This is a genomic window from Streptomyces sp. NPDC085932, assembly GCF_044540525.1.
Classification (GTDB): Bacteria; Actinomycetota; Actinomycetes; order Streptomycetales; family Streptomycetaceae; genus Streptomyces; species Streptomyces levis.
In genome coordinates this window covers 1,274,623-1,294,498 of record NZ_JBITSJ010000002.1, presented here as the reverse complement: position 1 = coordinate 1,294,498, position 19,876 = coordinate 1,274,623, and the positions used below count along the sequence as shown (strand labels likewise).

The window sequence follows — 19,876 nt, the reverse complement described above, 5'->3', positions numbered from 1 at the left end:
CCTCGCAGCACCGGGGAGCCCGCGAGATCAGGCCGTGGTCGTGTCCCTGGCGTAGACGCCCTCGGTGAAGGAGGCGATCTGGTCGTCGGCCAGGCGCCGGGCCAGGTCGGATTCGCTGATCATGCCGACCAGTCGCTTGTCCTGGATCACGGGCAGGCGGCGGATCCGGTGTTCGCGCATCTCGCGGAGCACCTCGCCGACATCGGCGTCCGCGTCGATCCAGCGGGGCGTGCCCTTGGCCATCTCGCCGGCGGTGACCCGGGCGGGGTCGTGGCCCATCGCGACGCAGCCGACGACGATGTCGCGGTCGGTGAGGATGCCGCAGAGCCGCTCGTTCTCGTCGCTGATGGGCAGGGCGCCGACGTTCAGCTCGCGCATGAGCTGGGCGGCGCGGTCGAGGGTTTCGTGGGCGGGGATCCACTGGACGCCGCGGTGCATGATGTCTCCGGCGGTGGTCATGAAGTACCTCCCTGTGCCGGACGGCCGGCGCGGCGCGGGGACGCACCGCGAGTCCCGGCGTCCTTCATTCTCGCCGCGCCGCCCGACGCCCGCACACGCAGAACCCGCCCAGCCGCACAGCAGCCCAGCAGCCCAGCAGCCCAGCAGCCCAGCAGCCCAGTCTCTCAACCGCTCCAGGCGGGATGGCGTGGGTCGTCGGCGCGTATCAGGACGTCCGCCGTGCCCGCCGGGTCCGTCTCCCGCTCGTAGCGCTCGAAGGCCGGCAGGGTCCAGTGCTCGTCCTCGGGGGTGCGGCGGCGCAGGGCGCCCGGGGAGAGGAGGACGTGGACGCTCAGGTCGAAGGGGAACCAGTGCCGAAGGAGGAAGGGACCGTGCATCAACAGCAAACCTTCAGGCGGGAGTTGGACGTAGGGACTGCGGGTGGCCCGGTCGGCGGCCGGGTCCCAGAGGTCGGGCAGGACGCGGCCGTCACCACCGGCTTCGAGCGGGCCGAAGACCTCACGCCACAGGGCGCCGGTGTCGTACCAGCCGCTGTAGTAGGCCTCCACGTCCCGGTGGCCGTACTCCAGCCGGACGGAGGCGGGGCGCAGGAAGCCCTCCGTGCCGACGACGAGCGCGGAGCGGCCACGGACGCGCAGCGCTTCGCGGACGCGGTGGGCCAGGTCGCCCGGGTGGGCCGCCGGGGCGCCGTCGAAGGCGATGCGCGGCCAGGGACTGCCGTCGGCGGGCTTCAGGTCGAGCAGGCGCTCGGCGAGCAGGTCGCCGAGCCGGTCCCAGGTGATCGCTTCGAGTCGCACACGGCCCATGATGCGGCAGGCCGAGGCAGCGTCCCCGAGGTTTCCCCGCCGCTCCCCGGCCCGGCCGGTGCGCACGGCCACCGGGGGGAATGAACACGGTATGGCCGTTCGCGCGACGCTTCCGCCCCATTCCGGACTTCTCGTCTTCCAGCCGCTGAAGCAGCGGCAGTGCGCCGAGTGCCGGCGGGGGCCGCTGCCGCTGCTCGTCCTGGAGGACAGCGCTCCGCGCTGCCTGGACTGTGCCGACCTGGGACATCTGGTGTTCCTGCCGCGCGGCGACACCGCGCTGACGCGCAGATCGCGGGAGGAGAGCGCGTTGTCGGCGGTGGTGGTGCGGTTCAACCGGCGCAAGAGCCGTTACGAGCGGCAGGGCGTCCTGGTCGAGGAGGCGGCCCTGACCAGGGCGGAGCAGCGGTGTCTCGCGGACTCCGAGGCGAGACGGAGGCGCCGGGCCCGGGACGCGCGGCGCCGGGCGGATCAGGACGCCCTGTTCGCGCAGGCTTTCGCGGCGGAGATACTCCGGCTGTTTCCGGGGTGCCCGCCCGACCGGGCGCGGGCCATCGCCGCGCACGCCTCGAAGCGGGGCAGTGGGCGGGTGGGCCGCAGCGCGGCGGGGCGGGCGCTGACCGAGGACGCGGTGATCGCGGCGGTGGTGGCGTCCGTACGGCATCTGGACACTCCGTACGACCGGCTGCTGATGAGCGGTGTGCCGCGGCACGAGGCGCGACGGCGGATCGCGGCGGCGGTGGAGACGGTGCTCAGGGGGTGGACGCGGACAGGGCTCGGTTCCACCGGGTGACGTTCCATCGTCGCGGTTCCACGGCCGACGCTCCACGGCCGGCGCTCCACGACCGACGCTCCACGAATGGCGCTCCACGACCGGCGCTCCACGGCCGGCGCTCCGCAGGCGGCAGGTGAAGGACGCGGCCGTCCGAGGGTCCGTGGACGTTCGCGTATGCCCCCGCGCCGCTCGGCGATGGTCACGGTGCCCGTACGGAATTTCACTTGTGGTGGTAGCGGGTGCCGGGCAGGATCCCGGCTCGACGGGCGGGAGAGGCTGAGATGATCGACGGACCGTACTTCTGGCTGACGGTGCTGGGTGTGCTCGGGACCGGCCTGGTGGCCGGGGTGTTCTGCGCCTTCTCGACCTTCGTCATGCGGGGCCTCGCCGCCCTGCCGCCCGCACAGGGGGCCGCCGCGATGAAGGCGATCAACGTGGCCGCGGTGACACCGCCCTTCATGGCCGTGTTCCTCGGCTCGGCCGTGCTGTGCGCGGTGATCGCCGTGGTGACGTTCGTGCTGTGGCCGGACGAGGGGACGCTGGAGCTGCTGGTGGGCAGCGCGCTGTACCTGTTCGGCTCGTTCGGGCTCACCATGGTCGCCAACGTGCCGCGCAACGACAGGCTGGCCAGGCTGGAGCCGGGCACGTCGGAGGCGGCGGCGTACTGGCCGGTGTACCTACGCGAATGGACGCTGTGGAACCACGTCCGCACGGTGGCCTCGGCCGGGGCGGCCCTGGCGTACGTCCTGGCCCTCACCTGACCCCGGACGGCCCCCACGCACCCCCACCCACATAGCGCACCCCCCACCCGGCACCCTCCACCCAGCACCCGGCACCCGGCACCCCACACCCCGCACCCCGCACCCACTAACCCGCTCCCCCGCACCGCACTGCCCCCGGCTCTGCCCGCACCGCAACACACCCCACCACACCGCACCACACCGCCCCGCACCACACCGCCCCGGGCTGTACCACCAACCCGCCCGCAGGCGGCGCCCGGGAGGCGGACGTATCGTGGCGAGAAGAGTGCCGCCCGACGACGCACGGCCTGTCACCCGCGCACGCAAGGAACACGGCCATGGCCGATCCCAAGGGTTTTCTGACCACGCCCCGCCAGGACTGGCCCCGCCGGCCGGTCGAGGAGCGGGTGCGGGACTGGGACGAGGTCTACGTCCCCGGGGCGCTGCTGCCGATCATCGCCGAACAGGCGGACCGCTGCATGGACTGCGGCATCCCGTTCTGCCACGAGGCCTGCCCGCTGGGGAACCTGATCCCGGAGTGGAACGACCTGGTGTCGCGGGAGGACTGGCGGGCGGCCGCGGACCGGCTGCACGCCACGAACAACTTTCCCGAGTTCACGGGCCGGTTGTGCCCGGCACCCTGTGAGGCGGGGTGTGTGCTGGCGATCAACCAGCCGGCCGTGACCATCAAGAATGTCGAGTGCGCGATCGCCGACCGGGCCTGGGAGGAGGGGTTCGCGCCGCCGCGGCCGCCGGACCGGCTGTCGGGCAGGACGGTCGCGGTGATCGGTTCGGGACCGACCGGGCTGGCCGCCGCCCAGCAGCTGACCCGGGCGGGGCACACGGTGGCGGTGTACGAGCGGGACGACCGGCTCGGCGGCCTGATGCGGTACGGCATCCCCGCGTTCAAGATGGAGAAGCACCATCTGGAGCGTCGGCTGGAGCAGATGCGGGCCGAGGGGACCAGGTTCCGCACATCGACGGCGGTGGGGCGGGACATCGGGGCCGACGAGCTGCGGACCCGCTACGACGCCGTCGTGATCGCGACGGGCGCGACGGCGTGGCGCGAACTGCCGGTGCCGGGCCGCGAGCTGACGGGCATTCATCAGGCGATGGAGTACCTGCCGCTGTCCAACCGGGTGGGCGAGGGCGATCTGGAGACGTCCCCCCTGTCGGCCGCGGGCCAGCACGTCGTGATCGTCGGCGGCGGCGACACCGGCGCGGACTGCCTGGGCACGGCCGTCCGGGAAGGTGCCGCGTCCGTGACCCAGCTGGACATCTACGCGCTGCCGGATGTGGAGCGCGACGAGGACGCCGAACCGTGGCCGACCTACCCGATGCGGGTCTACCGGCTGTCCGCCGCGCACGAGGAGGCCCGTGACCTGCGGACCGCCCCGGTCGCGGACGCGGACGCGCGGCTGTTCGCGGCGTCCACCCTGCGCTTCGACGGTGACGCGCGGGGGCATGTCCGTTCGCTGCACCTGGTGGAGGTGGACGAGCGGCGCCGCCCGGTGGACGGCACCGGGCGGACGCTGCCGGCCGACCTCGTGCTGCTCGCCCTCGGGTTCTCGGGGCCGGACCGGCAGGACGGGCTCGTCGACCAGCTCGGGCTGGAGCTGGAGCCCCGCGGCACGATCGCGCGGGACTCCGGGTTCGCCACCAACGTGCCCGGTGTCTTCGCCGCGGGCGACGCCGCCCGAGGACAGTCGCTCATCGTCTGGGCGATCGCCGAGGGGCGGGCGGTGGCGGCGGCCGTCGACCGTCATCTGACGGGCGGTTCGGCCCTGCCGGCGCCGATCGGCCCGTACGACCGCCCGATGACGGTGTGACCTCCCGCACCGGCACCTGTTGCCCGCTGCTCCGTCGCCGCATTGCTCCATTGTCCCGCCGGCTCGACGGCCCGTCGCGCCACCACCCCGATGCTCCGCTGCCCGCTGCTCCGCTGCCCGCAACCCCGCCGCCCGCCGTCCCGCGCCCGCAAGGCGGCCCCTCCCTCAGCGCTCGTCCGTCCCCGCCGCCTTCGCCGTGGACAGCGCCACCCGGTTCCAGGTGTTGATCGTGAAGATCAGGGCGAGCACCTGGGCCAGTTCCCGCTCGTCGAACCGCGCGGCGGCCTCGGCGTAGACGTCGTCCGGGACGCCCGCGCCGGCCACCAGCGTCACGGCCTCGGTGAGGGCGAGGGCCGCCTGCTCCCGTTCGGTGAAGAAGTGCCGGGCCTCGCGCCACACGGCGACCATGTGCAGCCGGTCCTCGCTCTCACCGGCCTTGCGGGCGTCGTTGGTGTGCATGTGGAGGCAGTACGCGCAGTGGTTGAGGTGGGAGGCGCGGATCTGGATCAGTTCGACGAGGGCCGGGTCGAGGCCCTCACGGGCGGCGGCGTCGAAGGCGATCAGGGCCCTGAAGGCCTTCGGGGCGGCCTTGGCGAACTCCAGCCGGGGCGCCCGCACGGGAGTGCTGTTCGTGCTCGTGTTCGTCGTCATGCGCTTCAACCTACGGGCCGGAAAGACCGGCGGTAGGGTGCATTTCCATGGCGGATTCGTGGGTCAATGCGGCGGAGCGGATCGGGTCGGACCTGCATCTTGAGCTGACCGGCCCGGGCGGCCGGCAGGCGGCGCTGATCCGGGCCCTGCGGGAGGCCGTCCGCAGCGGGCGGCTGGCCCCGGGCACACGGCTGCCGCCGTACCGGTCGCTCGCGGCCGACCTCGGCGTGGCCCGCAACACGGTGGCGGACGCGTACGCCGAACTCGTCGCGGAGGGCTGGCTGACCGCCCGGCAGGGCTCGGGCACGCGGGTCGCGGAGCGCGCCGCCCCGCTGCGGCCGGCCGCCCGTGTGCCCCGGCGCGCTCCCGCACGCGCGCGTGGCCCCCGGCACGACCTGTCGCAGGGCACCCCGGACGCCTCGGCGTTTCCGCGCACGGCCTGGCTGGCCTCCTACCGGCGGGCCCTCCAGCAGGCGCCCACCGAGGTGTTCGGACCGGGCGACCCGGCGGGCCGCGCCGAACTGCGCGAAGCGCTGGCCGAGTACCTGGCACGCGCGCGGGGCGTACGCACCGAACCGGGCAGGATCGTGATCTGCTCCGGCTTCGCGCACGCGCTGCGGCTGCTGTTCGGCGGGGGCGTGCTGCGCGGGCCCCTGGCGGTGGAGGCGTACGGGCTCGGGTTCCACCGCGAGGTCCTGGCCGCGGCCGGGGTGCGGACGGTGCCGCTCCCGCTCGACGAACACGGCGCCCGGGTGGAGCGGTTGGGCCGCGAGCGGGCCGTGCTGCTCACGCCGGCGCACCAGTTCCCGACCGGAGGCCCGCTGCACCCGGCGCGCCGGACGGCCGTGATCGACTGGGCCAGGGCCCGGGACGCGCTGGTCCTGGAGGACGACTACGACGGGGAGTTCCGCTACGACCGCAAGCCGGTGGGCGCCGTCCAGGGTCTCGACCCGGAGCGGGTGATCCACATCGGCTCGGTCAGCAAGAGCCTCTCCCCGGCGGTGCGGCTGGGCTGGATGGTGCTGCCGGAGCGGTACGTCGACGCCGTGCGGGCCGCCAAGGGCGAGCGGGAGGCGTGGGCGAGCGTCCTGGACCAGCTGTGCCTGGCGGACTTCATCGTGTCGGGGTCGTACGACCGGCACGTGCGGCGGATGAGGCAGCGGTACCGCGGCCGCCGGGACCGGCTGGTCGCGGCGCTCGCCGCGCACGCGCCGCACATCGAGGTCACCGGTGTCGCGGCCGGGCTGCACGCGGTGCTGCGGCTGCCGCCCGGCACCGAGGCGTCCGCGGTCAAGGCCGCCGCCTGGCAGGGCATCGCCCTCGACGGCCTGGCCGCGTTCCGCCACCCGGAGACGGACATGCCGGTGGGCGACGGGCTCGTCGTGGGGTACGCGACCCCCTCCGAGCACGCCTACGGGCCGGCCCTGGAGGCGCTGTGCGGCGCGCTGCCGCCTCCCTGACCGGCCCGTGCGGAAGGACGGGCTACGGCTTGCGGGCCACCGCCCCGTACCCCGGGATCACTCCGTCGTCCTGCCCGGGCACGGGCTCACCGAGCTCGGGGTGCCAGTGGTGCGGCACGTCGACGCCGGGCTCGATCAGTTCCAGGCCGTCGAAGAAGCGGGTGAACTCGGCGCGGGAGCGCAGGGCGAGGGTGACGCCGGCGGCGCGGAGCTTCTCGGTGGCCGCCTTCGACTCCTCCGGGGTGAAGTCGGAGGTCGCGTGGGTGATCACCAGGTAGCTGCCGGAGGGCAGTTCGGCGAGCAGCCGGCCGACCAGGTCGTGCGCACCGTCCTCGTCGGAGACGAAGTGCAGCAGCGCGATGAGGGACAGTGCGACGGGCCGGGTGAAGTCCAGGACCTTCCGCGCGCCCTCCAGGATGGCGGCCGGGTCGCGCACGTCGGCCTGGAGGTACTCGGTCACCCCTTCGTCCGTGCCGCGCAGCAGGGCCGCCGCGTGGGCCAGCACGATGGGGTCGTTGTCGCAGTAGACGACCCGGGCGTCGGGGGCGATCTCCTGGGCGACCTGGTGGAGGTTGGGCTCGGTCGGTATGCCCGTGCCGATGTCCAGGAACTGCCGGACGCCGTGCTGGGCCAGCCAGCGCGTGGTCCGGTGCATGAACGCGCGGTTGACGCGCGCCATCACCGGCACCCTCGGGTCGAGGGTGAGCATCTGCCGGCCCATCTGCTCGTCGACCGGATAGTTGTCCTTGCCGCCGAGGTACCAGTCGTACATCCGCGCGGGATGGGGTCTGGTCGTGTCGATCCTGGCGGACGACGTGGGGTCCTGCCCGGTCATGAGGCACTCCATAAGGCACAGAGGGTGGTCACTTCAGTACCAGCGATTCAGCATCAGCAAAGGGAAGTCGAGCGTGAGCAACGGCGAGCACGTCAGGACAGCAGGAAGTCCGCCTCTCCCGCCTTCGCCCCTTCGATGAAGGCGGTCATCTCGGCGGTGGTGTAGATCAGCGCGGGCCCGTCCGGGTCGGTGGACTGGCGGACGGCGATCCGGCCGTCGGCGAGCTTCATCGCCTCCAGGCAGTTGCCTCCGTTGCCGCCGCTCCACGGCTTGTGCCAGCCTTCGCTGCCCAAGTCGCGCGCGGGCATGCCGTTGTAGACGTGTTTGCGCGGCTTGATGCGATCCATTCACAGCTCCTTGCGGAGATCCCGGAGGATCTCCTTCGTGCGATGTGCCGTGGCGGCCTGCGCCGCCATGCGGTCCATGACCTCCAGGTGGGTCGCCACCTCGGCGCGCGCGTCCAGGTAGACCGCGCCGGTCAGGTACTCGCTGTAGACCATGTCCGGCAGTTCGGGCATGGCGAATCGGAACAGCACGAACGGTCCGTACGTGCCGGGGTGCGGCCCGGCCGCGAACGGGGCGATCTGCAGCGTCACATTGGGCAGCGCGGTCGCCTCCAGCAGTCTGTCGATCTGGGCGCGCATCACCTCCGGGCCGCCGACCGGGCGTCGCAGCGCGGTTTCGTCCATCACGACCCACAGCCGGGGCGCGTCCTCGCGGGTGAGGAGGGTCTGGCGCTGCATGCGCAGGGCGACGTGGCGCTCGATGTCCTCGGGCCGGGTCTGGCCGATGGCGCCCGAGCGGAGCACCCCGCGCGCGTAGTCCTCGGTCTGGAGCAGGCCGGGGACGAAATGCGGTTCGTAACTGCGGATGACGCCGGCCGCGCCCTCCAGGCTCACGTACATCGAGAACCAGCCGGGCAGGATGTCGTGGAAACGCTGCCACCAGCCGGGTCTGTTGGCTTCCTCGGCCAGCTGGACGAAGGCGTCGGCCTCGTCGTCGGAGATTCCGTAGGCCTTGAGGAGCAATTGCAGGTACGGGATTTTGAGCCCGACCTCCGCCATCTCCATCCGGCGGACCGTGGCCGGGGCGACGCGCAGGATGCGGGCGGCTTCCTCGCGCTTCATCCCGGCGCGTTCGCGCAGGTCCAGCAGGCGGCGGCCGAGAACGACCTGGCCGACCGTCGGCGCGGACCGCGGTTCGCTCACGCTCCACCTCCACGAAGAGTTCTGACGACGAGCCGGCCACAAAAGAACGCTGACAGCCCTGCGGCGCCATTCGAAGACCTTTTCGAAGAACCGATCCGAACGTGCGTTTCGAACAAATCTTCGAGGGTCTCAACTGGCGCCGCGCGGGGTGCTGTTGCGAGCAGTGTGCCACGCCCTTCCAGACCGTCACACCGCACTCTGCAATTTTCAGAGTGACACTTGCCAAGTGTTCACGGCGGGGCGATAGTGGCAAGCGTGATTCCGTCCGCGCCCTTAGGAACAGACGCCGCCGCAGGCCCTCCCGGGCTTGGCGCGGCCACGGGAGCAGGCCCGCTCGGGCCGGCTGCCGAGCGCCGGTTCCGTTTCGAGCTGGCCGCACACCCGGGCTCTCCCGCCCGGGCCAGACGCCTGACGCGGGCCCGGCTGACCGGCTGGTCGGTGTGCGAGGACACCTGCGACAGCGCGGCCCTGGTGGTCTCCGAGCTGGTCACCAACGCCATCGTGCACACGGCGAGCACCCACATAGTGTGCGAGCTGCACGACGGCGACGACCTGGTGCGGATAGCCGTGCGGGACGAAGGCTGCGCGCCGGGCCAGCCCCACGCCGCCAGCCGCACCCGGCCCGAGGAGGAGCACGGGAGGGGACTGCTCCTCGTCGACGCCCTCTGCCATGCCTGGGGAGCCCATGAACACGGGCCCGGGCTGCTGGTCTGGGCCGAGCTGCCCCGTGCGGCGGACGCTCCGCAGGACCCCCTCGCGGCCTTCGACGACCCCGACTGGGGCGACGTCCCGGACGGCCCGGAGTTCGCCGGTCCCCGTGCCGGCGCGGGCCACCCCGCCACCGTGGGCCCGGAGGCGCCCCGCGACGACCTCGGCTGGGGCGCCCGCCCCAAGCGCGGTCCGTCCGAGGAACCGGACGACGGGCGGGACACCCACCAGGCGCGGCACGGGGCTCACCCGGCCGGCACCGCCCCCGAAGTTCCCCCGCAGGGGCGACGGCGCGAGCGGGGAACGGCATGAGGCCCGGCGGCGGCCGGGTCCTGCACCTGGACACCCTGGCCCGCCTCCGGCGCGCGCAGCGCACCCCGCTCCCGGTCCTGCGCCTGCCCGTACCCGAGGGCATGACCGCCCCGCTGGGCTGCGACGCCGTCGCGATGCCCGCCCGGTACGGCCCTCTGATCATGCCCCGCCTGCCCCGCGTGGGCTGCGTCTACGGCAACGCCACGCACTGGTGGTGGCTGGTGCCGTCGGACTCCGACCACGCCCTGGAGTGGCCGGCCCCCGCGCGCTACGCCACCGGAGCGGTCGTGCCGGACGTCCCGGAACTGCCCGAACTGATCCACCGGCCGGACGGCACGCTTCCGTACACCCCGCCGATCCCCCTGTACCTGACCCTCTGCCGCCTCACGGGCACGGCCCCGGCCTGGTCACGGCCGGTCAGCGCGTAGGCGTGGAACGCCGCCCCACACGGAGCCGTAACCCGCGTCCCACGCTCCCCTAGCCACCGTTCCCGCACTCCGGTCGCCGCCCCCGTCCCGCCTCCCGCGCCGTCCCGGGCCTCTCTCGGTCGCGTCGTGCGCCCGCGCGCATCCGGCGCCCCGGGCTGCGCCCTGCCCCGGTGGACTCCACCCCGCGATAGTGGCCGCTCACGAGCCGGGACGAACCGGGCGGCGGGATGAGCGGGGAGGTCGGTCGACGGTGGCGAAGAAGCGGACCGCGCCGGAGGTGTCCGAGTCGGAGCGGCTGCTCTTCGGCGGGCCGCTCCGCTACGACATGGGCTGGAACCGGCACGCCGACGCGTTCCTCGAACTGAACTTCCGCGCCATGATCACCCGGCTGCCGTCCCTGCTGGCGTCCAGTCTCCGGCTCGCCCGGCAGGCCGACCCGGGCGCCGCGCGGATCGTGCTGGTCGCCGAGGGGGGCCGGGGCGTGGCGCAGGCCGTGAGCCTGCTCGCGGTCAACAGCGTGCTGGGTCGGCTGATGGGCGGCGGCCCCATCGAGGAGCGGCTGCGCGGTGCCGTCCCCGCCCTGGTCACGGTGGCCGTCGTGATGCTGATGGCGGCCCTGCTGCGGGCCGCCAGCACCTACGCCACGGGCCGTCTGGAGCCCAAGGTGGAGCGGGTCGCGACCGAGCGGTACCTGGAGCGGGCCGCGGCCGTGGAACTGGCCGCCATCGAGGACCACGCCTTCCACAAACTGCTGGACACCGCGCAGTACGGGGCGGCCTCGGCCCGCCGGATGATCTCGTACGGGACGCGCGTGATCAACGCGATGATCTCGCTGGTCGCCGCCGCCGGCGTGCTGACCGTGCTGCACCCGGCCCTGCTGCCGCTGCTGGTGACGATGGTGCTGCCGAGCGCCTGGAGCGCCCTGACCGTGGCCCGGCGGCGCTACGAGTCCTTCCACGCCTGGGTGCAGCACGCCCGGGCGGGCCGGCTGCTCGGCAACCTGCTCATCGAGCCGGAGGCGGCCCCCGAGATCCGGGTGCACGGAGTGGGCGCGTTCCTGCTGCGCCACTTCCGCGCGATGTCGGAGACGGCCGAGGCGGAGCAGGCCCGGCTCGCCCGGCTCGCCGCCCGCACCGGCCTGATCGCGGCGGCCTGGACCGGCCTCGCGACCGTGGCGACGTACGCCACGCTCGGCGCGCTGCTGCTGGCCGGGGCGATGGCCCTGTCCGTGGCGGGTACGGCCGTGATCGCCATCCGCACCGGCTCGCAGAGCCTCGACACGCTGGTGGTGGAGGTCAACGCGCTGCACGAGGAGGCGCTCTTCGTCGGCGACCTGCACCGGCTGTACGCGGAGGCGGCGCAGCGGGCGATCCCCGCGGGCGGCCGCGCGCTGCCGGAGGACCCGCGCGAGATCCGGTTCGAGAACGTCACGTTCCGCTACCCGGGCGACTCGGCCCGCCCCGCCCTGGACGACGTCACGCTCACCCTGCCGCTGGGCCGGATCGTGGCCCTGGTCGGGGAGAACGGCTCCGGCAAGACTACCCTGGTCAAGCTGCTGGCCGGGCTCTACAAACCGGAGCGGGGGCGGATCCTGTGGGACGACGTGGACGCGGCGGGCGCCGACCGGCACCGGCTGGCCGAGCGGATCGCGATGGTCGCGCAGGACTTCAAGCGGTGGCCCTTCACGGCCCGGGTGAACGTCGCCCTGGGGCGGCCGTCGGCGCCCGTGAGCGAGGAGCGGCTGGCGTCGGCGGTCGCCGAGGCCGGGGCGGAGCCCGTGATCGCGGATCTGCCGCGCGGGCTGGACACCCTGCTGGCCCGCAACTTCTCCGGCGGGCACGAGCTGTCCGGGGGCCAGTGGCAGCGGCTGGGCATCGCCCGGGCGGCCTATCGCAGGGGCCGCATCCTGATCGTGGACGAGCCGACGGCGGCCCTGGACGCACGGGCCGAGCTGGAGGTGTTCGAGCGGATCCGCGCGCTGGCGGACAGCGGCCAGACGGTCGTGCTGATCACGCACCGGCTGGCGTCCGTACGTCACGCGGATCTGGTGCACGTCCTGGACCAGGGGCGGCTGGTGGAGTCGGGGACGCCGGAGGAGTTGCTGGCGACGGGCGGGCTCTACGCCGAGCTGTACGCGCTGCAGGCGGAGCAGTTCGCCGCGTCGCCCCCACCGGCCCGGAAGGTGCCGGCGCCGAAGGCGGGCTGACTAGAAAGGAGGGCGAGTCGACTGGAGGGCGGGCTCGGCTGAAGGCGGGCTCGGCTGAAGGCGCCGGCCGTGCGGCGCCCACGGCATGGTCAGGCGGTGGCGTCGGCACCGTCCCCGCTGCGCACGATGACCAGGAACATGTCGGATGCCAGATCCATGACGACCTCGGCGGGCAGGCCTTCCAGACGCCGCGCCTGCGCGAACTCCTCCGCCGGCCAGGAGCCACGCGGCCCGCCGGCGGGAAAGCGCTCGAGCACCGTTCGCCCGTTCACCACCCTGCACCTCCATGTAGCGCTGTACTCGTAGAGTTAAACGCCAACCATGGGGTGAACGGCTCGCGAAGTGACGGTTCTGAGACGTAGTTGACACGCGTTCACCGTCAAGTGTGAGCAAACTCTCAGCCGCTTGGCTGATTTCCTCACTTTGGGTGTCAGTCGTCGTACTCGTCGTGATACCTGATGCGCTCACTTCCCGCAGGCGCCCCAAGAGCCGACGCACGCCCCTTGGGCTCCTCCCACTCCTCCTGCCTGCCCAGCGCGGTGAGGTCCAGCAGGCTGGTGGTCGACCCGAGGCCGTCGAGGCCGCGCTCGTACGTGGAGTACGTGTGGAAGACGCGGTCGCGGTCCCGCAGGAAGCAGCTCAGGCCGGGGCGCTCGACGAGCTCGCCGTCCTGTTCGAACGTCACCTCGAAGTCGCGGTTGAAGTCGCTGCCGTACGACGAGTACCAGGGCAGCGTCCAGCCCATCCGCGCCTTGAAGGGCAGGATCCTCGGGTACGGCGCCCGGGACACGGCGGCGAACGACGTACCGCGCGCCGCGAGATGGGCGAGATGCCCCACTTGGTCCAGGAACGCGGAGCAGCTGCGGCATCCGGCCTCCCACTCGGGCGCGAACATGAAGTGGTAGACGACGAGCTGGTGCCGGTCCTCGAACAGGTCGAGCAGGGTGGCCTTGCCGTCCCCGCCCTCGAAGACATACTCCTCGTCGACCGCCACCATGGGCAGTCCGCGCCGCTCGGCGTTGAGCGCGTCCCGCGCGCGGGTGGCGGCCTTCTCCTTGACCAGCAGTTCCGCGCGCGCCGCGCGCCACTGTTCGCGCGAGACGATCTCCGGAAGCGACATGGGCCCCTCCTGTGACAACGGTCCGTCCGGGGTGGTGACCGGCGGGAGGGGCGGAACTCATCGCCGCACCAGACATCTCCCGGAAAAAGTTTCCGGAGGACTTCCCGGAAGACTTTCCGGAGCGCCTCCAGGAGGACTTCCCGGAGGACCTTCCGGCGTCCCCCGGGGTCAGGTGTCGTACTCCTGGACGCGCCGGCCGTGGCTGCGGTCGACGAGCGCGGGCAGCCGCTCCTCCAGTTCCTGTACGACCGACGGCACGTCGATGCTCAGCAGTTCGCGGTCCCGCATCAGGATCCGCCCGTCGACGACCGTGGTGCGCACGTCGGCGGAGCGGGCGCTGTGCACGAGGGTGGCGGCGAGGTCGTGGACCGGCCGGGTGTGCGGCCCGGTGAGGTCGACCAGGATGATGTCGGCCCGGCGGCCGGGCGCGATCCGGCCCACGTCCTCCCCCAGCCCCACGGCCCGGGCGCTCTGCAGGGTGGCGTGGTGCAGGGCCTGGCGGGAGGTCAGCCAGCGTGGATCGCCCTCGGCGGACTTCTGGACCAGCGAGGTGAGGGCCATCGACTCCCACACGTCGAGGGAGTTGTTGGAGGCGGCGCCGTCGGTGGCGAGTCCCACGTCGACGCCGATGTCGCGCAGGGCGCGCACGGGCGTGGTGCCGGGCCAGGCGAACTTGAGGTATCCGCGCGGTGCGCTGGCCACGGCCGTACGGCCGTCCGCCCGCTCCAGCAGGGGCAGGTCGCGGTCGGTGATGCCGGTGCCGTGGGCGAGGAGCACGTCCGTGCCGAGGACGCCGGTGCGGTGCAGGACCTCGATCGGGGTGACCCCGTGCCGGGCGAGGCTGGTCTCCGTCTGGTCGCGGTTCTCGGCGGCGTGCAGATGCACGGGCAGGCCGTGCTCGCGCGCGAGGTCCGCGGTGGCGGCGAGGTCGGCGTCGTCGACGGTGTAGGGCGCGTGCGGCGCGAGGGCCGTGGTGACGCGCCCGCCGGCCGAGCCGCGCCGGCGCAGCGCGAAGTCCAGGGAGCGCTCGCGGCCTTCGGGCCCCTGGGAGGAGAAGTAGGCCTGGCCGAGCAGGGCCCGCATGCCGCACTCGGCGACCACGTCGGCCACCGCGTCCATCGCGAAGTAGTGGTCGGCGAAGCAGGTGACGCCGGCGCGGATCATCTCGGCGCAGGCGAGCCGCGCCCCCAACTCGACGTCCCGGCCCGTGAGGTTGGACTCCACCGGCCAGACGACGTCGTTGAACCACTCCTCGGTGGGCAGATCCTCGGCGAGGCCGCGCAGCGCGACCATCGGCGCGTGCGTGTGACAGTTGATCAGGCCGGGCAGGGCCACCTGGCCGCGGGCGTCGAGACGCTCGGCGGCGGGCAGGTGCGCCGCCTCCGCGGAGCTCGTGACCGCCGCCACGGTCCCGTCCCGCACGACGATCGCGGCGTCCTCCAGGAACCCGATCCGCTCTTGATCGTCGTGCACGAGGACCGTACATGCGCTGATGATGAGCTCGGCGGGACTGTCCGCGGCAGAAGGCGTCATCACGCCAACGTACGACGGGGTCGTAGGGCGGTATGAGCCGAACCGCACATCCTGCCGCGGCTCTGTCGCGGGACGGGCCGGGCGAGCACCCTGGCCCCACCACCCCGCCTGTCGGCTTCGGAAAGGAGCCCGGCATGCTGCTCGGCACCTGGAACCTGGAGAACCTCTACCGGCCCGGCGGCCCGTACGGCCCGCGCGACGAGGCCGCGTACGGGGCGAAACTCGCCGCGCTCGCCGCGGTGATCACGGAACTCGACCCGGACCTGCTCGGCGTGCAGGAGGTCGGCGACCCCGAGGCCCTGAAGGACCTGGCCGGGATGCTCGGCGACGACTGGCACATCGCCCTGTCCGAGCATGCGGACGGCCGGGGCATACGGGTCGGGTTCCTCAGCCGTGCCGAGCCGGTGGTCCTGGCCGACACGACCGGGTTCCCGGCGGGGCTGCGGCCCGTGCAGGCGGACGACTCCGGGGCGACGGTGACGGCGGCGGGCCGTGGCCTGCTCGCGGTGGAGGTCGGGGACGCGCCTGTGCGGGTGGCCGTCTGTCACCTGAAGTCGAAGCTGCTGTCGTATCCGGACGGCCGGTTCCACCCCCGCGACGAGGGCGAACGCGCCCGCTACGGCGCCTACGCCCTGTACCGGCGGGCGGCGGAGGCGACGGCGCTGCGCGCCCTCGCGGACGAGTTGCTCGACGGTGACGGGCAGGGCAGGGACGTGGCGATACTGGGCGACCTGAACGACGACGTGCAGGCCGCGACCACGCAGATCCTGCTGGGTCCGCCCGGCTCGGAGATCGGCACGGCGGGCCACGACCGGCCGGACCGGGGCGACGCGGCGCGGCTGTGGGACGTGGCCCCGCTCATCCCGGCCGGACAGCGCTGGTCCCGCGTCAACTCCGGGCGGCGGGAGCTGATCGACCACGTGCTGCTGAGCCACCGCCTGGTGCGCCGGGCGTCGGCGGCGGGCACGGGTCTGCCCGGCGAGGGCCCGCCCGCCCTGCCCTCGGTCGGCCCCGATCCCGGGGAGCGGCGGGGCGCCCCCGGCTCGGATCACGCGCCGGTGTGGGTCCGGATCGACGGCTGAACGGCCACGGGGTTCCGGCGCCGGGGCGTGCTATCCGGCGAGGGAGGTCCGGGGCGGGCGCAGCCCCAGGCGCTCCGCCGGTGCGGCGAGTTCGGCGAGGACGGCGGTCAGCCGTTCCCGGTGGCGGGACCCGATCCGGCCCGTGTCGTCCAGGTGCACCGCGCAGGCCGTCGTCGTGTCGACGAGCCGTTCGAGGAGGCCGGCCACCTCGTCCGCGCCTTCGGTGTGCCGGGCGAGGGCGGGCAGTTCGTGAGCGGCGAGGGAGATGGCCGTGCGGGCCTCGGCGAGGGTGCGGTACGCCTCGCGGCGCAGGGTCCAGCGGGTGGCCCGGTGGCCGGAGGGGGTGCCGGCGGTGCCGATGCGCGGGGTGCCGGCCTCGTCGAGGACGTGGGTGAGGTAGGCGTGGGCGGCCTCGCTCGCCGCCGCGAGCCGGGCGCGTACTCCGCCGCCGTACTGCCCGGGCATCGGCAGGTGGCCGACGATCAGCACGATCGCGCAGGCCAGCAGGGTCTCGCCGATCCGGCCCGCCGAGGCCTGCGGTTCGCCGCCGACCATGACGAGGGCCAGGACGAGGACGGTGACGACGGCGGTCTGGGCGGCGAAGTGCCGGGTGGCGACGGGGATCAGCGCGCCGCTGAGGGCGACGAGCGCGATCAGCCCCTCGGGCCGGGGCAGGACCGCGGCGAACCCGGCGAAGAGAAGCGCGCCGAGCACGGTGCCTGCGGCCCGGTTCAGCACGCGTGAGGCGAGCGGTCCCAGGTCGGGCTTGACGAGGAAGACGGCGGTGGCGGGCAGCCAGTACCAGTGCTCGTGCTGCCCGTACCACCGGCTGAGGTGCAGGGCCTGGGCGACGGCCGCGCCGGCTCCGAAGCAGAGGGCGACGCGCAGCCCGTACTCGCGTCCGGCGCCTCCGAAGGCGGCGCGCAGCCGGCTCCCGGCGGTACGGGACCGGGTGTGCAGCTCGCCGCCCCGGCCCTGGTCGAACACCTCGGCGGCGTGCAGCAGGGCGTCGTCGAGGGCGCGCAGGGCGGGAGCCGAGCGGGAGGGGGCGGGCAGGGGGCCGGTGTGGGTGTTGCCGCGTACGGCGGCGGCGAGTCGCCTGGGGCCTTCGGACGCCCGCTCGGACACGGTCTCCTCCGCCCAGGCCAGCGCGGTGGCGGCCTCGGCCAGCGGGAGGGCGGCGGCGTACTGCGCGTGCAGCCGCCGCTCGGCGGACGAGGAGGCGTAGCGCCGCAACCGGGGTCCGGCCAGGGCGTCCTGGGCATGGTCGAGGGCGGCGGTGAGAGCGGCCCGGCGGCGGATGGCGTCGGGCCCGCCGACGGCGTCCAGGAGGCCGGCGACGGCGTCGTACACCCCGGCCACCGCCTCCCGCTCCCCGTCGAACCGGAAGTCCCCGGCGAGCGATCCGGGTGTGGGCAGCGCCAGCCGGAGCAGCAGCAGCCAGCCGGCGCCGGCGAGGAAGGCCAGCGCGCGCTCCCAGCCGGGTTCCGGCAGGGGCATCCCGGCCCCGACCGCGAGGCCGACGAGCAGGTGCGTGCCGGTGGCGGACGCGACGGGCCCCACCGCGCTCATCCCGCCGGCGACCAGGCCGACGACCGTGAACAGCGCGGTGAGCACGACCGCGCCGGTCTCCTGGCCGGCGTAGGTGCCGACGACCAGGCCCAGGGCCCCGCCCAGCGCGGGCACCCCGAGCCGCTTGACGGAGGCGCGCCGGCTCCCGGGACGGTCGTTGATCCCGGCGAGCATTGCGGCGATGGCGGCGACCACGCCGAGGGAGGTGTGCCCGGTCGCGACGGCCACGAGGAGCAGCGGCCCGGCCGACAGGGCACCCCGCGTCACCGCGCTCCAGGGGACCGGCCCCCGCTGAGCGCGCAGAGCGTGCGCGAGCCAGGGCGGAAGGTGCGGCGCGGGGCGGCGGGACACGGGGCTCCTGTCGGCTGCTCGGAGGCGGGGGTGGGCCTTCCGGGCGACGGTGGCCGGGGCGTGGTGTGGCTTCCACGGTAGGCGGCCTTCCTGGGGGAGAGGTTTCCGGAACGTGACGAAGGGCCCCGGCAGCCGCGTTCTTTATGTACGCAATCGGTGGTGGGCGGGCGACGGGCCGCCCGTCGGATACGCACGCGGTGGGCTGCCCCGCGGCAACCTTTCCGGCACCGGCGGCCACTGAAGGGGCGCAAGCGCGCGTTCTCCCGAATCGCGCAGGGACCCGAAGGACTCATCCGTGGCATCCGCATCGCACCGCCGTCCCCGTCCTGCCCGCAAGCGGCGCACGGCACTGCTCGCCACGGCCGTCGTGGCGGCCGTGGGACTCGTCGTCTGTCTCGTGGTGGCGCTGCGCCCCGGCGGTGAGCCGGACACCGTGCGCACGGCGGCCGCGCCGGACGCGAGCAGCCGGCCGAGCGCCCGGACCACGGCCGGGGAGCCGGCACCGGCGGGGAAGACGAAGCCGGCGGAGGGGAAGTCCTCCTCGGCGTCCCCCAGCCGGACGGCCGCGCCGGCCACCCCGTCCGCACGCCCCTCCCCCGTCGCGACCCCGCGCTCCCCGGCGCGGCCGGCGTCCGGCACGGCGCCGCTGGCCGGGCGTATCCAGCCCGGGGTCACGTACCGGGGCGTCGCCACCCACTACGACGCCGCGGACGGTGACGGTGCCTGTTCGTACGGCCCGAGCCCCGACCTGATGGTCGCGGCGATGAACCACACCGACTACGAGACGTCGGCGGCGTGCGGGGCGTACCTCCTGGTCCGCGCGGCGAACGGCGCGTCCGTCACGGTCCGGGTCACCAACGAGTGCCCGCTGCCCTGCGCCCCGGGGCAGCTGGACCTCAGCAAGGAGGCGTTCGCGAAGCTCGCGGGTCTGTCCGCGGGCCGGATACCGGTCAGCTGGAGCCTGCTGAGCCCGGGCACCTCCGACACGATCTCGATCCGCTACAAGACCGGCTCCAGCCGCCACTGGTGCGGCGTCCAGGCCCTCGGGCACCGCAATCCCCTGGCCCGGCTGGAGATCCGCACGGGCGGCGGCTGGCAGCGGCTGACCCGCACGGAGTACAACTACTTCCTCTCCCCCGACGGCACCGGCTGCGGCGGCCCGCTCCGGCTGACCGACATCCACGGTCAACGCCTCACCGTCGACGGCGTCGCCGTGCGGCCGGACGTGGTGCAGCCGACCCGCGTCCAGTTCGCGCGGGTCACGTGAGGGTGCCGTCCGCTTTTCCGGGGGCCGCGGTGGGCCGAAATGCGGGTGCGTGTCGGCCCCCGGGCCGCGCATGATCGGCGGGTCGCCCGGTTGCCGTCCGGAGCGCCCTCGCGCGCAGATCGGAGCCCTCACGTGATTCGCCGTGTCACCGTCCCGAGCCTCTTCCCGCCTCCCGCCTACTCCCACGCCTCCGTCGTCGAGGCCGGCACGCGCCTGGCGTTCCTCGCCGGGTCCGTGCCCCTGGACGCCCGGGGAGAGCTCGTCGGGCCCGGGGACCCCGTCCGGCAGGCCGAGCAGGTGATCGCCAACCTGCGCGAGCAACTGCGCGCCGTGGGCAGCGATCTGGAGCACGTCGTGGCGACCGACGTGTACGTGGTGAGCGGCGAGCCGTCGGTACTGTCCGCCGTCTGGGCCGTCGTCGAGGCGTCGGGGCTCAGCGCCGGTCCGCACTCCTCGACGCTGATCGGGGTGGCGTGCCTGGGGTACTCGGGACAGCTGGTGGAGATCACGGCGACAGCCGTCGTACCCGAGTAGGCG

20 protein-coding genes are annotated in these 19,876 nt (G+C 73.9%); 10 read left to right on the top strand and 10 right to left on the bottom strand.

Features of this window, described 5'->3' with window-relative positions; genetic code table 11:
• Nucleotides 1-27: 27 nt before the first annotated feature.
• Both ACIGAQ_RS14970 and ACIGAQ_RS14965 read right to left on the bottom strand, forming a co-directional pair.
• Nucleotides 28-459 (bottom strand): CBS domain-containing protein, encoded by a 432-nt coding sequence (locus ACIGAQ_RS14970; RefSeq protein ID WP_362280736.1) that lies wholly within the window; start codon nt 457-459, stop codon nt 28-30.
• A 164-nt stretch (nt 460-623) separates the two neighbouring features.
• On the bottom strand, nt 624-1,256 hold the full coding sequence (locus tag ACIGAQ_RS14965; RefSeq protein ID WP_399782744.1) for a uridine kinase: 633 nt from the start codon (nt 1,254-1,256) through the stop codon (nt 624-626).
• Nucleotides 1,257-1,356: 100 nt separating this feature from the next.
• Here ACIGAQ_RS14965 and ACIGAQ_RS14960 point away from each other — a divergent pair, with 100 nt between their 5' ends.
• The 3 genes from ACIGAQ_RS14960 to ACIGAQ_RS14950 all read left to right on the top strand — a co-directional run bounded on the left by ACIGAQ_RS14960 (nt 1,357) and on the right by ACIGAQ_RS14950 (nt 4,606).
• Entirely contained in the window at nt 1,357-2,055 is a 699-nt protein-coding gene (locus tag ACIGAQ_RS14960; protein WP_399782741.1) for a DUF2293 domain-containing protein, read from the top strand.
• Nucleotides 2,056-2,318: 263 nt separating this feature from the next.
• The gene (locus ACIGAQ_RS14955; RefSeq protein WP_399782738.1) at nt 2,319-2,798 is read left to right on the top strand and encodes a DUF1772 domain-containing protein; all 480 of its coding nucleotides are present in this window, start codon (nt 2,319-2,321) and stop codon (nt 2,796-2,798) included.
• A gap of 317 nt (nt 2,799-3,115) precedes the next feature.
• Complete coding sequence (locus ACIGAQ_RS14950; RefSeq protein ID WP_311683549.1) at nt 3,116-4,606, top strand: glutamate synthase subunit beta; 1,491 nt, start codon at nt 3,116-3,118, stop codon at nt 4,604-4,606.
• A 165-nt stretch (nt 4,607-4,771) separates the two neighbouring features.
• Here the strand turns inward: ACIGAQ_RS14950 and ACIGAQ_RS14945 are convergent, their stop codons facing one another.
• The gene (locus ACIGAQ_RS14945; protein WP_311683547.1) at nt 4,772-5,257 is read right to left on the bottom strand and encodes a carboxymuconolactone decarboxylase family protein; all 486 of its coding nucleotides are present in this window, start codon (nt 5,255-5,257) and stop codon (nt 4,772-4,774) included.
• A gap of 47 nt (nt 5,258-5,304) precedes the next feature.
• On the opposite strand from ACIGAQ_RS14945, the gene ACIGAQ_RS14940 reads away from it, so the two are divergent.
• Nucleotides 5,305-6,717 carry a PLP-dependent aminotransferase family protein gene (locus ACIGAQ_RS14940; RefSeq protein ID WP_399782734.1) on the top strand — a complete coding sequence of 471 codons (1,413 nt, stop codon included), beginning with the start codon at nt 5,305-5,307 and terminating at the stop codon, nt 6,715-6,717.
• A 22-nt stretch (nt 6,718-6,739) separates the two neighbouring features.
• Here the strand turns inward: ACIGAQ_RS14940 and ACIGAQ_RS14935 are convergent, their stop codons facing one another.
• From ACIGAQ_RS14935 to ACIGAQ_RS14925, 3 genes are all read right to left on the bottom strand, one after another.
• A complete protein-coding gene (locus ACIGAQ_RS14935) occupies nt 6,740-7,552 on the bottom strand; it encodes an SAM-dependent methyltransferase (protein ID WP_311683542.1) in 813 nt (270 codons plus the stop codon).
• A gap of 92 nt (nt 7,553-7,644) precedes the next feature.
• Complete coding sequence (locus tag ACIGAQ_RS14930) at nt 7,645-7,899, bottom strand: DUF397 domain-containing protein (RefSeq protein WP_030246665.1); 255 nt, start codon at nt 7,897-7,899, stop codon at nt 7,645-7,647.
• Nucleotides 7,900-8,760, bottom strand: coding sequence for a helix-turn-helix transcriptional regulator (locus ACIGAQ_RS14925; RefSeq protein WP_311683538.1), 861 nt, complete (start codon nt 8,758-8,760; stop codon nt 7,900-7,902).
• A gap of 246 nt (nt 8,761-9,006) precedes the next feature.
• Here ACIGAQ_RS14925 and ACIGAQ_RS14920 point away from each other — a divergent pair, with 246 nt between their 5' ends.
• From ACIGAQ_RS14920 to ACIGAQ_RS14910, 3 genes are all read left to right on the top strand, one after another.
• Nucleotides 9,007-9,780, top strand: coding sequence for an ATP-binding protein (locus ACIGAQ_RS14920; RefSeq protein WP_399782730.1), 774 nt, complete (start codon nt 9,007-9,009; stop codon nt 9,778-9,780).
• Nucleotides 9,777-10,208 (top strand): hypothetical protein, encoded by a 432-nt coding sequence (locus ACIGAQ_RS14915; protein WP_399782728.1) that lies wholly within the window; start codon nt 9,777-9,779, stop codon nt 10,206-10,208. The genes ACIGAQ_RS14920 and ACIGAQ_RS14915 overlap by 4 nt, the downstream gene beginning before the upstream one ends.
• A gap of 250 nt (nt 10,209-10,458) precedes the next feature.
• The gene (locus ACIGAQ_RS14910; RefSeq protein WP_399782725.1) at nt 10,459-12,414 is read left to right on the top strand and encodes an ABC transporter ATP-binding protein; all 1,956 of its coding nucleotides are present in this window, start codon (nt 10,459-10,461) and stop codon (nt 12,412-12,414) included.
• A gap of 89 nt (nt 12,415-12,503) precedes the next feature.
• On the opposite strand, the gene ACIGAQ_RS14905 is transcribed toward ACIGAQ_RS14910, so the two are convergent.
• From ACIGAQ_RS14905 to ACIGAQ_RS14895, 3 genes are all read right to left on the bottom strand, one after another.
• Nucleotides 12,504-12,686, bottom strand: a complete 183-nt coding sequence (locus tag ACIGAQ_RS14905) for a hypothetical protein (protein WP_311683532.1) — start codon at nt 12,684-12,686, stop codon at nt 12,504-12,506.
• Nucleotides 12,687-12,844: 158 nt separating this feature from the next.
• A complete protein-coding gene (locus tag ACIGAQ_RS14900) occupies nt 12,845-13,534 on the bottom strand; it encodes a DUF899 domain-containing protein (RefSeq protein ID WP_362280711.1) in 690 nt (229 codons plus the stop codon).
• A gap of 168 nt (nt 13,535-13,702) precedes the next feature.
• Entirely contained in the window at nt 13,703-15,067 is a 1,365-nt protein-coding gene (locus tag ACIGAQ_RS14895; protein WP_311683528.1) for an amidohydrolase, read from the bottom strand.
• Nucleotides 15,068-15,201: 134 nt separating this feature from the next.
• Here ACIGAQ_RS14895 and ACIGAQ_RS14890 point away from each other — a divergent pair, with 134 nt between their 5' ends.
• Nucleotides 15,202-16,149 (top strand): endonuclease/exonuclease/phosphatase family protein, encoded by a 948-nt coding sequence (locus tag ACIGAQ_RS14890; RefSeq protein ID WP_399782720.1) that lies wholly within the window; start codon nt 15,202-15,204, stop codon nt 16,147-16,149.
• Nucleotides 16,150-16,179: 30 nt separating this feature from the next.
• Here ACIGAQ_RS14890 and ACIGAQ_RS14885 read toward each other — a convergent pair whose 3' ends face one another.
• Nucleotides 16,180-18,072, bottom strand: a complete 1,893-nt coding sequence (locus tag ACIGAQ_RS14885; RefSeq protein ID WP_399782717.1) for an FUSC family protein — start codon at nt 18,070-18,072, stop codon at nt 16,180-16,182.
• Nucleotides 18,073-18,367: 295 nt separating this feature from the next.
• Between ACIGAQ_RS14885 and ACIGAQ_RS14880 the strand changes: the two genes are divergently transcribed.
• Complete coding sequence (locus tag ACIGAQ_RS14880; protein WP_399782714.1) at nt 18,368-19,339, top strand: expansin EXLX1 family cellulose-binding protein; 972 nt, start codon at nt 18,368-18,370, stop codon at nt 19,337-19,339.
• Between the two features lie 132 nt (nt 19,340-19,471).
• Nucleotides 19,472-19,873 (top strand): RidA family protein, encoded by a 402-nt coding sequence (locus tag ACIGAQ_RS14875; RefSeq protein ID WP_311683520.1) that lies wholly within the window; start codon nt 19,472-19,474, stop codon nt 19,871-19,873.
• The last annotated feature ends 3 nt before the right edge of the window (nt 19,874-19,876 follow it).